Raw genomic sequence first — 15,819 nt, 5'->3', positions numbered from 1 at the left:
TGTGGAAATAAAACCCCGGGGAACCGGGGTTTATAAAAAATAACGAACCAGAATAACGTTGATCAGCCGTGGCGGCGTTCGAAATCAGCCATGAAATCTGTCAACGCCTTAACGCCTTCAATGGGCATCGCGTTATAGATAGATGCACGCATACCACCAACCACACGGTGTCCTTTCAACGCATGAAGGCCAGCAGTCTGAGCCTCTGCAAGGAACGTTTTATCTAAAGCAGAATCAGCCAGCAAGAAAGGGACGTTCATGCGAGAACGGTTTGCCGCAACAACGTCATTGCGATAAAAATCGCTGTTATCAATCGTGCTATAAAGCAAATCAGCCTTATCCTGATTGCGTTTTTCCATTTCGACCAGGCCGCCCTGTTCTTTTAACCATTTGAAAACCATGCCGGATAAATACCAGGCAAAGGTTGGCGGGGTGTTAAACATGGAGTCATTATCAGACAATATTTGATAATCGAGGATAGACGGTAACTCACGACGAGCTTTGCCCAGCAAGTCATCACGAACGATAACTAACGTTAATCCTGCCGGCCCGATGTTCTTTTGTGCTCCCGCATAAATGACGCCATAGCGACTAACGTCAATCGGGCGAGAAAGAATGCTAGATGAGTAATCTGCTACGACAACCTTATCGCCGAAATCAGGCTCTTCTTCAATGGCAATACCATCAATGGTTTCATTCGGGCAGTAATGCACAAACGCAGCGTCATTCGACAACGACCATTCACTCATGGGTTTTACGCCGCGCAGATCGCCTACGCGCGTTTTTACATCGACCACATTTGGCGTGCAGTATTTTTCTGCTTCTTTGATTGCACACTGTGCCCAGTAGCCACCATCAATATAGTCAGCCTGAGAATTATCCCCCAGCAGATTAAGCGGAACCGCGGCAAACTGAGCCCGAGCCCCACCGTGGCAAAACAAGACCTTATAGTTTGAGGGGATCTTCAGCAAGTCACGCAAATCTTGCTCGGACTCAGCGGCAACCTGCATAAATTCTTTACTGCGGTGGCTGATTTCCATTACCGATGTGCCCAGACCATGCCAGTTACATAGTTCTTGTTCAGCCCGGCGTAACACTTCAACCGGCAGCATTGCTGGACCGGCGCTAAAATTAAAAACCTGAGTCATTTCCCCTCACCACATCTGAAAAAATAGAGACTGTTTTATCACAAATGCCATAAACGCGTTGGGTATGACCTCAATACGTTCACCACACTGCTTACCCTACTATCGGTTTTATCATTCGTCACTCATGCCTGCAACGCTTATCGCTCTCTTACGTAAATCAAAATACGTTGGCAAACAAAAGCATCATATAACCGTCCCCGACGCGACTGTTATCAAAGTGTTTGGAATAAATAGAGTCTGAGTTAAAAAAAACGTATTATGCCGCTCCAGCTACTACTTTCTAAGTGAAAAACATGACCCAAACATTTATCCCAGGCAAAGACGCCGCCCTGGAAGACTCCATCGCCCGTTTTCAGCAGAAACTCCAAGACCTGGGGTTCAACATCGAAGAAGCCTCATGGCTAAACCCGGTGCCAAATGTCTGGTCCGTACATATCCGCGATCGTGAATGCCCTCTGTGTTTTACCAATGGTAAAGGGGCCAGTAAGAAGGCCGCACTGGCCTCCGCGTTAGGGGAATATTTCGAGCGATTGTCAACCAACTATTTCTTTGCCGATTTCTATCTTGGAAAAGAGATTGCTAATAGCGAATTCGTTCATTATCCAAATGAAAAATGGTTCCCGATTCCAGACGATGACTCACTGCCGGAAGGCATTCTTGATACATATCTACGCGAATTTTACGACCCAGAGCAAACGTTGAGCGGCAGCCATCTGATTGACCTGCAATCCGGCAATAAAGAACGCGGGATTTGCGCCCTACCGTTTACTCGTCAGTCCGATAGGCAACCGGTTTATATACCGATGAACATTATTGGCAATCTCTATGTATCCAACGGCATGTCTGCCGGAAATACGGCCAGCGAAGCCCGTGTTCAGGGATTATCAGAGGTTTTTGAACGCAGCGTTAAGAACCGCATTATTGCTGAATCCATCAGTTTGCCAGCCATTCCCCAACACGTATTAAACCGTTACCCCGGCGTCGTTGAAGCCGTCGCGACATTAGAAAAAGAAGGCTTTCCGATTTTCGCTTACGATGCTTCACTAGGCGGCAAATATCCGGTGATCTGTGTTGTTTTGTTCAATCCAGCTAACGGCACCTGCTTTGCCTCTTTTGGCGCACATCCAGACTTTGGTGTCGCTCTCGAACGCACGGTAACCGAATTGCTGCAAGGCCGCGGCTTGAAAGATTTAGATGTTTTCACGCCACCAACCTTTGACGACGAAGAAGTCGCCGAACATACCAACCTGGAAACGCATTTTATCGACTCAAGCGGCCTTATTTCCTGGGATATGTTCAAAAAACAAGCCGATTATCCTTTTGTTGACTGGTGCTTCAGCGGCACGACAGAAGAAGAATTTGCAACATTAATGTCAATATTTCAACGAGAGGGCAAAGAAGTCTACATCGCTGATTATGAACATCTTTCGGTCTATGCTTGCCGCATCTTGGTTCCCGGTATGTCAGATATTTATCCTGCGGAAGATCTGCTGCTAGCGAATAACAACATGGGCGCCCATTTGCGTGAAACGCTACTCGCCTTGCCAAACAGCCAATGGGAAAAAGAAGAATATCTGGCATTGATCCAACAGTTGGATGATGAAGGTTTTGACGATTTCACCCGTGTTCGCGAATTGCTCGGCATTGCAAGCGGTAAGGATAACGGCTGGTTCACGCTACGTATTGGTGAGTTGAAAGCTATGCTCGCACTGGCTGGAGGCGACCTGGAGCAGGCATTGAGCTGGACCGAATGGACGCAGGACTTCAACGATTCCGTTTTTAGCGCACAACGAAGCAACTACTATCGCTGTCTGCAAACACTCTTGCTACTGGCAATGGAACCCGATCGAGCTCCAGCCGAATACTACGATGCTTTTGTCAAAATGTATGGCAGTGAAACGGTCGATGCCGCCAGCGCAGCGATTAATGGCGAACAGTGCTTTTATGCGTTATTTAACATAGATGAACGTTTCACTACGCTACCTGCACATCAGTCACTGTTAGCTGCTTACGAGAAATTGCAGCAAGCTAAACGTCGATACTGGCAAAATAAATAATATCTGCACGATCCATTGGCAATCTACGAATGAGAGTGGCACGAAAATAGGCGACTCTCATTCATCATGTTGGCCTATTTTAGAACCGATGATATACCCTTACTTTATGTGCAGTTTTATTTTCAACGTATTATTTGTCAGAAATAGGATACACGAAAGGTTTATTGTTATTTAATTGTGACGATTTAATTAAATTACATCAAATGGCGGCACCTAAATTATACAAAACATTATTTTTATTAACGCGCAATAGGTAGGTTATCATCACTACATTCAAATCTTTTTATAATATTTAAAATATTTTTTCCATAATTAAATCAAATAGATAATACGAAATGACATCACTAACAATACCTTCGCACCCTAGATAGTTTTGCGCTATATGATCCACGTCAAATTTTACCGTATACTGCTTTGTTAGTATTCCAACGCTGATAATTTTTAAGAGAGAGTTAGTGTGAAAGCTGACAACCCCTTTACACTTTTACTACCGGCTGCAATGGCAAAAGTTGCCGAGGATGCTGGTGTCTATAAAGCAACGAAACAACCGTGGACGACCTTTTATTTGGCGATTACTGCGGGCGTCTTTATTTCGATTGCCTTCGTTTTCTACATTACATCCACTACTGGTACATCAACCATCCCTTTTGGCGTAGCCAAACTAATCGGTGGCATTTGCTTCTCTTTAGGGTTGATGCTCGTCGTTGTCTGTGGTGCGGATTTGTTCACATCGACAGTACTGACTGTCATCGCCAAGGCGAGTGGACGAATCACGTGGAAACAACTAGCCTGTAATTGGGTCAATGTTTATGTTGGGAACCTGATTGGCGCGTTATTCTTTGTTGCCCTTATTTGGTTTTCTGGCGAACATATGGTCGCGAACGGCGCATGGGGGCTCAATGTTCTGCAAACGGCTGAGCACAAACTTGAACACACATTTATCGAAGCCCTGTGCCTCGGCATTTTGGCAAATCTGATGGTTTGTCTGGCTGTGTGGATGAGTTATTCTGGGCACTCACTGACGGACAAAATGTTTGCGATGATATTACCCGTCGCCATGTTTGTCGCCAGCGGCTTCGAGCACAGCATCGCGAATATGTTCATGATTCCAATGGGAATCGTCATCAAAAACTTCGCATCGCCAGAGTTCTGGCAGGCCATTAATATGGTTCCATCTCAGTTTGAGCATTTAACCGTCAGCCACTTTATCACCGACAACCTGATTCCTGTGACGATTGGGAACATTATCGGTGGTGGTTTATTGGTAGGCTTAACATACTGGGTAATTTATTTGCGCGGTGGAGACAAGCACTAAGGTGCTCTCGGCCGCAACGTCGGGTTCTAAGAAATCCATATCAAAGGTAGGTGTAAAATGACCGAGCTGAATGAAAAATTAGCCAACGCATGGCAAGGTTTTAGCAAAGGTGAATGGCAGGATGGAGTTAACGTTCGTGACTTCATTCAGAAAAACTACACACCGTATGAAGGTGATGAGTCTTTCCTGGCTGGCGCCACCAAAGCAACATCTGCGCTGTGGGACAGCGTGATGGAAGGTATCAAACAGGAAAACCGCACTCATGCACCGGTTGACTTTGATACTCACGTTGCTGCAACGATTACGTCTCACGATGCAGGCTACATCAACAAAGGCCTGGAAAAGATTGTTGGTTTGCAAACTGATGCTCCGCTGAAACGTGCGTTAATCCCGTTCGGTGGTATCAAAATGGTTGAAGGTTCTTGTAAGGTCTATGGCCGTGAACTGGATCCTCAACTGAAAAAAATCTTTACTGAATACCGTAAAACCCATAACCAAGGCGTGTTTGATGTTTATACGCCAGATATCCTGCGTTGCCGTAAATCAGGTGTTCTGACAGGCTTGCCTGATGCCTATGGCCGTGGTCGTATCATCGGTGACTACCGTCGCGTTGCGCTGTACGGTATTGATTACCTGATGAAAGACAAATTCGCTCAGTTTACTTCTCTGCAATCTAAACTGGAAAACGGCGAAGATCTGGAAGCAACGATCCGTCTGCGTGAAGAAATCGCTGACCAACATCGTGCTCTGAACCAAATCAAGGAAATGGCTGCCAAATATGGTTGTGACATTTCTGGCCCGGCAACCACCGCACAAGAAGCCGTGCAGTGGACTTACTTCGGTTACCTGGCTGCGGTTAAATCGCAAAACGGTGCCGCAATGTCCTTTGGTCGTGTGTCCAGCTTCTTGGATATCTACTTCGAACGCGATCTGAAAGCAGGTAAAATCACTGAAGAAGACGCTCAGGAACTGATTGACCATCTGGTTATGAAGCTGCGTATGGTTCGTTTCCTGCGTACACCTGAATATGATGAACTGTTCTCCGGTGACCCAATCTGGGCAACTGAATCTCTGGCTGGTATGGGGCTTGATGGCCGTACGCTGGTAACCAGAAACAGCTTCCGTTTCCTGAACACCCTGTACACGATGGGGCCGTCTCCGGAACCAAATATGACCATCCTGTGGTCTGAAAAACTGCCTTTAGGTTTCAAAAAATTTGCAGCTAAAGTCTCTATCGATACTTCATCTCTGCAATATGAAAATGATGACCTGATGCGTCCTGACTTCAACAACGATGACTACGCGATTGCTTGTTGCGTAAGCCCAATGGTTGTTGGTAAACAAATGCAGTTCTTCGGTGCCCGTGCAAACCTGGCAAAAACCATGCTGTACGCAATCAACGGCGGCGTGGATGAAAAACTGAAAATGCAGGTTGGTCCAAAATCTGAACCAATCAAAGGCGACGTGCTGAATTTTGATGAAGTATTGGATCGTATGGATCACTTCATGGATTGGCTGGCTAAACAATACGTCACCGCGCTGAACATCATTCACTACATGCATGATAAGTACAGCTACGAAGCCTCTCTGATGGCGCTGCACGATCGTGACGTATTCCGTACGATGGCATGTGGTATCGCAGGCTTGTCTGTTGCTGCTGACTCCCTGTCTGCTATCAAATATGCCAAAGTTAAACCAATCCGTGATGAAAACGGCTTGGCCATTGACTTTGATATCGAAGGTGAATACCCGCAGTTCGGTAATAACGATGCTCGTGTTGATGAACTGGCTTGCGATCTGGTTGAACGTTTCATGAAGAAAATTCAGAAACTGAACACCTATCGTGGTGCGACACCAACTCAGTCTGTTCTGACCATCACCTCCAACGTCGTGTACGGTAAGAAAACAGGTAACACGCCAGACGGACGTCGTGCTGGTGCGCCATTCGGACCTGGTGCTAACCCAATGCATGGTCGTGACCAGAAAGGTGCCGTTGCCTCTCTGACTTCCGTTGCAAAACTGCCGTTTGCTTACGCGAAAGATGGTATTTCTTATACCTTCTCCATCGTGCCAAACGCACTGGGTAAAGATGATGATGTTCGTAAAGCCAACCTGGCAGGTTTGATGGATGGTTATTTCCACCATGAAGCCAGCATTGAAGGTGGTCAGCATCTGAACGTTAACGTGATGAACCGTGAAATGCTGCTTGATGCCATGGAAAACCCGGAAAAATATCCGCAGTTAACCATCCGTGTATCTGGCTACGCAGTACGTTTCAACTCACTGACGAAAGAACAGCAACAAGATGTCATCACTCGTACTTTCACACAGTCAATATAATTCCCTGACTGTCTGAAAAGGCGTAAAATAAAGGCTCCACATCAGTGGGGCCTTTTTCTCTCCCCCTCTGACATTTAGACTAACCTGTTTTGCCAGCCCGCTATATCGCCTTGGTCATATGGATGGCTTGCAAAACAGATTCGACGCAGCATCTGTCACACAGTGTTTTTTGTCAGTGATCATGACCAAAAGCATCTGCTCTCTCATGACTGCGCTTATAAAGACCGCAATGGTTCGGTCAAATTTGGAGAAAACCTCGCAATGTCAGTAATCGGTGACTTGAAATAGACCATAATCACATGAAATAAAAGGATTTATTTCTTTTAATGTCCACACATTGACCACATCGACAAGCCCGCACTTAATTGCGGGCTTTTCTTCACAGATGCTTTCTCATATCTTTTACACTCCGCTTTGCGGTGCGAGCCTCATAAAAAATCACAAAGGACGAACCAAACAGGAAACGTTTTATGAAAAAGTATATTCCCGCGCTTTTGATAATGGCTTCATTCAGCACCTTTGCTCAATCGCCCAACCAATCCACCTTGCAGAAGTCTCTAACCCCTTGGAAGCCCCTCGCAATCAGTGAAAGTGCAGGAGCTATAGCAATAACGATGAATGAAGATCGCATAACCCCTGAAATTTACGGCGCTGTTATAAAAATGGGGGTATGCACGCCACTTTGGTTTGGTGACAAAAAATCAGCATATCTAAAAAACACAAAAGAGATCAGCATTTTGAACCGCAATAATCATTCAGGATTTGTTTTTGAGAATCCAAAATCGTCTTGCGAGGAGGCAGGTAAAGCAAAAGACGGCGGTGGGGATATTGTAATTTCGTCAAATACGCACAGTTATTAAAGCCACTAAATAATAGTGCCCCGCGCTTTGCGGGGCCAGTGGTTTAAATTGCTAGATTAAGTTGGTCTCTCCCATAGTGCGATGATGGCAAAGCATCGCGCGGAACAAAATCAGCAGGTACATCTTCACAGCGCGTTCTTTTCGTTACCAGGCGTTCTACGCTATTCAGCGTCGTAAACGTGATGCTGCATTCCAGATTCTGACATTGATGATACTGGCGTATTGTCATTTCACTGAGACGGCGACTGGTACGCGTGCGTGCGGTGGCGCCGCAATGAGGGCAAACAAACATAGATAGATAACTCCCCGGCGGGGTTTGAGTTGCCTTTATTTTAGTCACTTTCTGCTATCCAGTCAGCAATCTTCGCTTCTAACTCAAGTCGTGATGTAAATCCGCTACCGTCAATCACATGTTCTACACGCGATATTATCCATTCTTGATTGTCGATATCACTTTTAAACCCACTGACGGAAACATGCACTTCTGGGTAAAGGTCTGCGCGGCCACGCGCAAGGGTAATAGAGAATTGCGCCGCACCGCGTTGAAGTTGCTGCCATTTTGCCGCCGCCGCCCGTTTTGCTGCCGTTTCGTTTTGGTAGGTTTTCCGCAGAACGTAAACATTCCCGTCCTCACCCTCCATGTAGTCCCCTTCCCTGCTGCTGCTCTTTTCTTTTTTCGGTTTTGCTTTGCGGCGTTTCACACTGACTTTTTTCTTTTTTCCAAAGTTGAGATCGAGCCAGTAGGCACGAACGCCAGTGTAAGCGTCACGATCTGCAATTCTGAAACTGTGCCTGTCACCGCTTGAACGGGTTATTTCAGCGGCAGGTAACGGCTTGCCGGAGGCGCTGACGCCACCACCAGGCAGAATAAACAGCAGGCACCCATTCTTTACCGTGGCGATGGCGCCCAACATTTCCGCCATTCGCGTCAAGAATGACATATCACTTTCTTGGGTCTGGTCTGCGTGGTCGATCTCCAGATCCATCAGTTGAGCACTAATAACTGGCTTTAGCTTATAGCGGTGCGCGATGGCAGATACTACGCGCTCGACAGTTAAGTCATGCCACGAAAGCTCACGTTTAACGTTAAATTCATCACGAAAATCAGCGCTTCTTGCTGTTACCTCTAACGTATCTGGCGGGCCGCTATGCGCGACTTCATCAACGACAAAGACCCCTTTATAAATTAATGCCTCTCCTTTCCACCCTATCGATACAGAAAGCTCAGCGCCGCGCGGGGGCAATTGCAGTAACCCATCAGCGTCATCAACCGATAATGTTACCTGATCGGCATCAAAGCCCCGGTTATCCGTCATTGAAAGAGAAATCAGCCGTTCATCCAGTAATACCAGCGTTTTCCCGCCCATCATGATGTTAAACGCCGGAACTTTAACGGCTTCTGTCAGCGCGTCATCAATCTCTGATATTCCTGAACTCAGCGTTTGCTGAATGTCCGATAAGTTGCTTAATGCCATTTCACACCCCCGGCGCTGATAGTTTCATGCGCGCGCGAAACAACAAACTGCCGTTTGTTGTCAGCGTTCCACAACAACCGCTAATGCGTGTCCTACCGTTTGTTTTCAGAGAACATCACGATGAACTCACAAACGAGGCGGCAAGACATGACCGACAACTTTTTCCACGGCGTCCGCGTCCGGGAAAGCACCGATCTGGTAACGGCCATCAATGACATTGACTCAACAGTCATCGGCATTGTTGCGGTTGCTGATGATGCAGATCCTGAGATGTTCCCGCTGAATATCCCCGTACTACTCACGCGCGTTAATAATGCGCTGGGTAAAGCAGGAAAAACCGGCTCGCTTTACAAAAGCCTGAAAGCCATTTCTGACCAGTGCAGCACAAAGGTGATTGTGGTTCGTGTAGCGGCAGCAGTAGAGGGCGACGGTAATCAAACGCAATCACAGCTTGTGATCGGCGGTACTGCGGCAGATGGTAGCTATACCGGTATGTATGCGTTTTTGACCGCTGAACAGAAAACCGGCTACCGCCCACGCATTTTAGCCGTTCCCGACCACGATACGATCGAGGTTGCCACCCAGCTTGGTGTTATCGCACAGAAACTGCGGGCGTTCTTTTATGCGTACTGCCACAACTGCGAAACCATTGCTGAGGCGAAAGCCTACCGCGCGACGCTGAACTACCGCGAAGTCATGCCTATCTGGCCTAACTTCATTGCGTATAACCCGCTGACCGGTGAAAACGAGGAATTCCCAGCCGTAGCGTATGCCTGTGGTCTGCGGGCGTTAATTGATAATACGCAAGGCTGGCATAAGTCGCTGTCAAACGTAGCGGTCAATAACGTGCTGGGGATTTCCAAAGACGTGTTCTGGGCATTACAAGCTGAAGACAGCGACGCTAACGAACTGAACGCGCACGAAATCACGACGCTGATTAAGCGCGATGGGTTCCGTTTCTGGGGCAACCGCACGACCGATCCCGATAAAGAATACATCTTTGAGGTGTACACCCGCACGGCACAGATTCTGGCTGACAGCATCGCGGAAGCGCAATTTACAACCGTCGATAAGCCGATGACGCCAGGCAACGTAAAAGACGTGGTGAGCGGCATTAACGCAAAACTACAGGCGTTAGTCACTGCGGGGAAATTGATCGGCGCGGCGTGCTGGTTCGATATCGTAGACAACCCGACCACGGGGCTACGTCAGGGCAAGTGCATTGTGCGCTACAACTATACACCCGTGCCGCCACTGGAAGATCTCAGTCTGTATCAGACGTTTACCGACCAGTATTTCGAAACCGCTTTTTCTTCATTGGGGGGCGCGTAAATGGCCGTACCTAAAAAGCTCCGCTTGTTTACGTGCTACGTGGACGGCGATAACCACATCGGGAAGATTCCGAGCGTAACGTTACCCAAAGCCACCCGTAAAACGGAAGATTTTCAGGGCGGCGGAATGATTGGCGCTGTGGCCGTCGATCTCGGTTTGGATTCTGGCGCCCTGGATGCGTCAATGCAGGTTGGCGGTTTTGAAGAACAATTGATCCTGAAGTACGGCGGCGATATTGACGAGTTGAAATTGCGCTTTGTCGGTGAATATTACACCGGCGGCACCAGCTCCATCGTTGAAGTTGAGATGCGCGGCCGTATCACTGAAATCGACGGCGGCGAATCCAAGCAAGGTGATGACACAAACCACACCTACGCCATCAAGAATACCTATTACAAGCTGTCTATTGATGATCAGCCGTTGCTGGAATTTGATTTGCTCAATTTCATCTACAAGCGCAACGGTGAAAATCTTTACCCTGATCGCGTTCGTTCCGCGCTGGGGCTGGGCGGCTAACCCATAACACCGGCGCCAACTCCCGGCGGGGTATGGCTCCGGCAAACACAGTCATTACTGACTATCCGAATCATGCATTTACACGGCGGCTCACGCCGCATGGAGCAATAAGTATGAGTATCAGCAAAATTACGCTGTCAGCACCGATCAAGCGTAAGGGCAGCGAAATCACGCACATTGAGATCACCCAGGCAATTAAGCAGGCCGGATCGTTGCGCGGCCTGCGCCTCGGCGATGTAATCAATCTGGACTTTGACGCGGTATCGACACTATTAACGCGCGTCACATCGCCAGCACTGACCCTGCCAGAAATCGCCAGCCTTTCAACAAGTGATTTCGTTCGACTCAACGAGGCGCTGGTTCCTTTTTTGGCACCGCAGGCGCCTACAGAACAGAGCGAGGCGGAAACGGAGAACAACTAACCGTTTTGCTGTTTGACCGCGTGGAGGATCTGATCGCAGATATCGCCACAATCTTTCATTGGCCGCTCTCAGAAATGTACGGCATGGAGCTTAACGAGCTGATAGCCTGGCGTGAACGGGCGGCTATCAGAAGTGGAGCCAATCAGGATGACGAATCTTGATATCCGTGTTGCATTCAGTGCCATTGATAAATTTACACGCCCTGTCAATGCTGCCCGTAATAGTTCGGGCAGTCTTTCTGAATCCATCAAAAAAACCCAGTCAGCGATCAAAAGTCTTGAATCGCAAAGCTCATCTTTTCAGAAGCTACGAAACAGCACCAACGACACCGCGCAAAAGCTCAGCAATGCTCAGCGTGAGGCCGCGGGACTCAGCCAGCGACTAAAAGAAACCGGCACGTTATCAGATGCTCAGCGCGCGAAACTTGACGGCTTACGCACAAAGATCACGGCGCTTTCTACCGCATACAGCGTACAGACCGCAAAACTGCGCGACGTAGGGCAAGCCCTGCGCCAGCACGGCGTAACACTTACCAGTGGCAGCGGAACAATACAAAGCGCCATACGGCGAACAGAACAGTACAGCCAATCGCTAGAACGCGAACGGCGACAGCTAGCAGCCGTAACTCAAGCTCGCGCACGTTATGACCAGGCACATCAGACAGCAGGCAATCTGCGTAGCAGTGGCACTGGCGCCACAATCGGTGCAGCGGCAGCAGGTTACGCAGGCGGACGTTTTCTGGCGCCCTCCGTAGGGTTTGATGAGGAAATGTCACGTGTTCAGGCGCTGACGAGGCTAGATAAAGGCGATGCACAAATGGGCGCCTTACGTGCTCAGGCGAAAAAGCTCGGTGCCGAAACAGCATTTACCACGCGGGACGCTGCCAGCGGCCAGGCATTTCTTGCAATGGCTGGCTTTACCCCACAATCCATACAAGCAGCACTCCCCGGCGTTCTTAACATGGCGCTGGCCGGCGGAATGGAATTAGGCGAATCCGCCGATATTAGCTCAAATATTCTTTCGCAGTTCCGCCTTGATCCTAAAGAAATGGATCGTATTAGTGACGTCCTAACTGGCGCTTTCACTCGCACCAACACCGACTTACAAAATATCGGTGAGGCAATGAAATATGCGGGTACGGGACTTTCAAGTCTGGGCGTTAGTGTTGAACAGACAACAGCAATGATCGGCGTAATGGCGAATGTCGGATTACGTGGAAGTATTGCTGGTACGGGGTTACAAGCCACGTTCTCACGTCTTGCCGCCCCCACAGGCAAGGCAAAGGATGCGCTCAAAGAGTTGGGAGTAGAGGTAGCTGATGCAACAGGAAAAATGCGACCCGCTGAAGTTGTTCTTACCGACCTATATAAAAAGATAAGTAAGTATGGCGATACCGATAAGCTCTCTTTCTTTAAAGATATTGCCGGTGAAGAAGCCGCAAAGTCATTTCAGGCGCTGGTTATGTCCGCCGGAAGTGGCGAATTACAAAAACTGTTAGAGGATCTGAAAAACGCCAGCGGTGAAGCACAAAAAGCCGCAAAGGTAATGGCTGATAACCTCGGTGGCGATCTGAAAGAACTGGACAGCGCATGGGAGGGTTTTCGTATTCAGGTTGCAGAAACCACAGACGGCCCACTTCGCACACTCGCTCAAAGCCTAAGCAACGTCATTAACAGCATGATGGAATGGGTTAAAGAAAATCCCAAACTAACCCAAACGATCTTACTGGTCGGCGGCGGAGCACTGGCGCTCGTAGCAGCAATCGGCGCGACATCGTTAGCAATGGGAATCCTGATGGGGCCGCTGGCAAAGCTGCAACTCGGTTTCACGTTACTAACAGGCGGGAAGGGGATCGGCGGCGCAATCTCAATTTTCCAAAAACTAGGCGGTGCAGCGGGCGGATCGATGGCGCGCATGGGCGGCTGGTCGCAAGTAATAACGTCACTATCAGGTGGTTTTTCCCGATTGCCCGCCCTGCTCGCACCGTTACGCGGGATGCTGTTTTCTGCGTTCACCTCTCCGCTTTCTGCGCTCACGTCGCTGGGTAAAGGCATCGGTAGTTTGCTGCTGCGGTTAACTGGCCTGCCAGCGCTCTGGAGCATGATCAGCGGTGCGGTATCCATTCTGGGTGGTGCGCTATCGCTACTGCTTAGCCCTATAGGACTCATTGGCGCGGCGTTTATCGCGGCGGGCGTGCTCATCTGGAAGTATTGGGAGCCGATCAAAGCGTTCTTCAGCGGTATGTTTAGCGGGATCATGGAAAGCCTGGCCCCATTGCGAGCGGCTTTTTCACAAACTTTCGCACAGTTCAGTCCGATCTTTGATGCAATAGGAACGGCTGTCAGTAACGTGGTGAACTGGTTCAAGAACTTACTCACCCCAATGGAATCCAGTAAAGAAACGCTGAATAAGTGCGCCAGTGCAGGTGAAATCTTTGGCAATGTACTGGGTGGTGCGCTGAACCTTGTTCTGACTCCTGCAAAAATGCTGCTCGACACGCTAGCATGGATACTTGAAAAGCTCGGCGTACTACCTGATGAAGCCGAAAAGGCGCGCAAGAAAATAGAAGATGCCCAGCGATTAGCACTTCTCAATGATAAAGCGGCCTTTCTTCAGGGGTTTGTTGCCTCTGTTACTACAAAAAATGATAACGGGAATAATCCGTTTGTTGGCCCACTCCTCCCCCCTGGATATACACCGCCCCAGCCCCTAACAGGGGACAGCGGCACGCAGAGGCGACTACAGAAGATTTCTGACAATACCACCGGCCTGCTGGATGAAACCAAAAAACGCATTGGCCCTGGTGATATCGTTTTTAAAAACCTGCCACGGGCATTTGCATTGCAGGGGGCATTTCAGGAAACGCGTATTGCCGCGCAGAAAGTGCCGCGTGTCGTCTCGCAGCAAATACAAGACATTACCGCGCAACCAATCCGGCAAAGCGCAGCCGTTCCCGTTTCAGCAACTGGCGCAGGGCCATCTTTCAATCTGACATTTAACGATGTTGGCAAGCAGGATCCACGCGAACTTGCTCAGCTTGTTGAGCAAAAAATACGGCAAGTTCTTAACGAGAAAGAACGAAATCGGCGCGGCTCATTCCGCGATCATGATTAAGGGGAAAATATTATGATGATGGTATTCGGCATGTTTGTTTTTGCGCTCCAAACAACCCCGTATCAGCAGTTACAGCATTCTCAGCAATGGCGCCACGTCAAGAACGATCGCATTAACCGTTCAGCGTCGTGGCAATACATCGGGGCGGGTGAATCACAGATCACACTGAACGGTGTGCTCTATCCCGAAATCACCGGCGGCAACCTGTCACTATCGGCGCTCATGACAATGGGCTACATGGGTCGCCCCTGGCCACTCATTGAGGGAACGGGAAAAATCTACGGGATGTATGTTTTAACCGGCTTGCAGCGTACCAATTCTGAGTTTGACCGATACGGTAACGCGAAGAAGATAGAGTTTTCCCTCAGCTTGCAACGCGTAGACGAGGACTATCGCGAACGGCTGCAATCGTCATCGTTCGGTGATTTGGTGACAAACATTCGCAGCGGCGCCGAAACAGCATTAAACGCCGCAAGCGGAGCAATCGACGGGTTACTTTCATAAGTTAGCTGAAGCACAGTTGTAATTAACTGTGCTGGACACTCCAGGTAACACAGACAAAAATAACTGTACTCGATAAACTAAACGCCGAATCATGTTGTGCTTGCTGGAAAATATTTATAGATTGTCGATATGCCAACATCATAAATAATGGCTATTTGTTGTCTGGTTTGGCCGTTATCCAGTAACCGTGTAATCATTTCTCTATCCTCTAGTGTGAGCGCTTGTGGACGGCCACCAATACGGCCTCTCGCCCGAGCTGCCGCTAACCCTGCTCGAGTCCGCTCAACAATTAAAGCTCTCTCCATTTCTGCTAATGCCCCCATGATATGAAAGAAAAACATTCCCATTGGTGTGTCAGTATCGATGTGATCGGTTAGACTTTGGAACTTAACATCACGCTCCCGAAGTTCTTCCACCAGTACAACCAAATTCCGCATGCTCCGTCCCAATCTATCTAGCTTCCAAACGATCAGAGTATCGCCAGCGTGGAGAGCTTTTAATGCCCGATTCAACCCTGGTCGTTTTGATGATTTTCCGCTTATTTTGTCATCAAAAATTCGCTCACAACCTGAACAAACTAATGCATCTCGCTGTAAATCCGTGGATTGGTCATTTGTTGACACTCGCATGTAGCCGATTTTTGCCATATTTGATGTATTTCCACTTAATAGAAAAATGGCGATTCTTGCAAAATCGGGAACGATGAGCACTACGGAAAACCTCGGTTTTGGAGAAG

General features: G+C 48.5%; 14 protein-coding genes. 10 read left to right on the top strand and 4 right to left on the bottom strand.

Annotation, left to right across the window (positions count from 1 at the left end):
* Nucleotides 1-62 precede the first annotated feature (62 nt).
* On the bottom strand, nucleotides 63-1,148 hold the full coding sequence (serC, locus tag ACKPVM_RS05000) for a 3-phosphoserine/phosphohydroxythreonine transaminase (RefSeq protein ID WP_409307426.1): 1,086 nt from the start codon (nucleotides 1,146-1,148) through the stop codon (nucleotides 63-65).
* Between the two features lie 293 nt (nucleotides 1,149-1,441).
* On the opposite strand from serC, the gene ycaO reads away from it, so the two are divergent.
* From ycaO to ACKPVM_RS04980, 4 genes are all read left to right on the top strand, one after another.
* On the top strand, nucleotides 1,442-3,205 hold the full coding sequence (ycaO, locus tag ACKPVM_RS04995) for a 30S ribosomal protein S12 methylthiotransferase accessory factor YcaO (RefSeq protein WP_409307424.1): 1,764 nt from the start codon (nucleotides 1,442-1,444) through the stop codon (nucleotides 3,203-3,205).
* Between the two features lie 457 nt (nucleotides 3,206-3,662).
* Complete coding sequence (gene focA / locus ACKPVM_RS04990; protein ID WP_409307422.1) at nucleotides 3,663-4,520, top strand: formate transporter FocA; 858 nt, start codon at nucleotides 3,663-3,665, stop codon at nucleotides 4,518-4,520.
* A 57-nt stretch (nucleotides 4,521-4,577) separates the two neighbouring features.
* Nucleotides 4,578-6,860: a formate C-acetyltransferase gene (gene pflB / locus ACKPVM_RS04985; RefSeq protein WP_409307420.1), complete on the top strand. Its 2,283-nt coding sequence runs from the start codon at nucleotides 4,578-4,580 to the stop codon at nucleotides 6,858-6,860.
* A gap of 470 nt (nucleotides 6,861-7,330) precedes the next feature.
* Nucleotides 7,331-7,720 carry a hypothetical protein gene (locus ACKPVM_RS04980; RefSeq protein WP_409307419.1) on the top strand — a complete coding sequence of 130 codons (390 nt, stop codon included), beginning with the start codon at nucleotides 7,331-7,333 and terminating at the stop codon, nucleotides 7,718-7,720.
* Between the two features lie 43 nt (nucleotides 7,721-7,763).
* Here ACKPVM_RS04980 and ACKPVM_RS04975 read toward each other — a convergent pair whose 3' ends face one another.
* Complete coding sequence (locus ACKPVM_RS04975; protein ID WP_409307417.1) at nucleotides 7,764-8,012, bottom strand: Ogr/Delta-like zinc finger protein; 249 nt, start codon at nucleotides 8,010-8,012, stop codon at nucleotides 7,764-7,766.
* A gap of 40 nt (nucleotides 8,013-8,052) precedes the next feature.
* Complete coding sequence (locus ACKPVM_RS04970; RefSeq protein WP_409307833.1) at nucleotides 8,053-9,090, bottom strand: phage late control D family protein; 1,038 nt, start codon at nucleotides 9,088-9,090, stop codon at nucleotides 8,053-8,055.
* A gap of 252 nt (nucleotides 9,091-9,342) precedes the next feature.
* On the opposite strand from ACKPVM_RS04970, the gene ACKPVM_RS04965 reads away from it, so the two are divergent.
* From ACKPVM_RS04965 to ACKPVM_RS04940, 6 genes are all read left to right on the top strand, one after another.
* A complete protein-coding gene (locus ACKPVM_RS04965) occupies nucleotides 9,343-10,527 on the top strand; it encodes a phage tail sheath subtilisin-like domain-containing protein (protein WP_409307415.1) in 1,185 nt (394 codons plus the stop codon).
* A complete protein-coding gene (locus tag ACKPVM_RS04960; protein ID WP_409307414.1) occupies nucleotides 10,528-11,043 on the top strand; it encodes a phage major tail tube protein in 516 nt (171 codons plus the stop codon).
* A 113-nt stretch (nucleotides 11,044-11,156) separates the two neighbouring features.
* Nucleotides 11,157-11,465 carry a phage tail assembly protein gene (locus ACKPVM_RS04955; protein WP_349910582.1) on the top strand — a complete coding sequence of 103 codons (309 nt, stop codon included), beginning with the start codon at nucleotides 11,157-11,159 and terminating at the stop codon, nucleotides 11,463-11,465.
* 20 nt (nucleotides 11,466-11,485) lie between these two features.
* Nucleotides 11,486-11,626, top strand: coding sequence for a GpE family phage tail protein (locus ACKPVM_RS04950; RefSeq protein WP_011094148.1), 141 nt, complete (start codon nucleotides 11,486-11,488; stop codon nucleotides 11,624-11,626).
* Entirely contained in the window at nucleotides 11,613-14,579 is a 2,967-nt protein-coding gene (locus ACKPVM_RS04945) for a phage tail tape measure protein (RefSeq protein ID WP_409307412.1), read from the top strand. The genes ACKPVM_RS04950 and ACKPVM_RS04945 overlap by 14 nt, the downstream gene beginning before the upstream one ends.
* A gap of 12 nt (nucleotides 14,580-14,591) precedes the next feature.
* Entirely contained in the window at nucleotides 14,592-15,083 is a 492-nt protein-coding gene (locus ACKPVM_RS04940; protein ID WP_409307410.1) for a phage tail protein, read from the top strand.
* 89 nt (nucleotides 15,084-15,172) lie between these two features.
* Here ACKPVM_RS04940 and ACKPVM_RS04935 read toward each other — a convergent pair whose 3' ends face one another.
* On the bottom strand, nucleotides 15,173-15,730 hold the full coding sequence (locus tag ACKPVM_RS04935) for a recombinase family protein (RefSeq protein WP_409307831.1): 558 nt from the start codon (nucleotides 15,728-15,730) through the stop codon (nucleotides 15,173-15,175).
* Between the last annotated feature and the right edge of the window lie 89 nt (nucleotides 15,731-15,819).

The organism is Pectobacterium hainanensis, assembly GCF_046237015.1.
In the GTDB taxonomy this organism is placed as follows: Bacteria; Pseudomonadota; Gammaproteobacteria; order Enterobacterales; family Enterobacteriaceae; genus JBJYIN01.
Note: the sequence above shows the minus strand (reverse complement) of the source record. Positions and strands in the feature narration are given on the sequence as shown.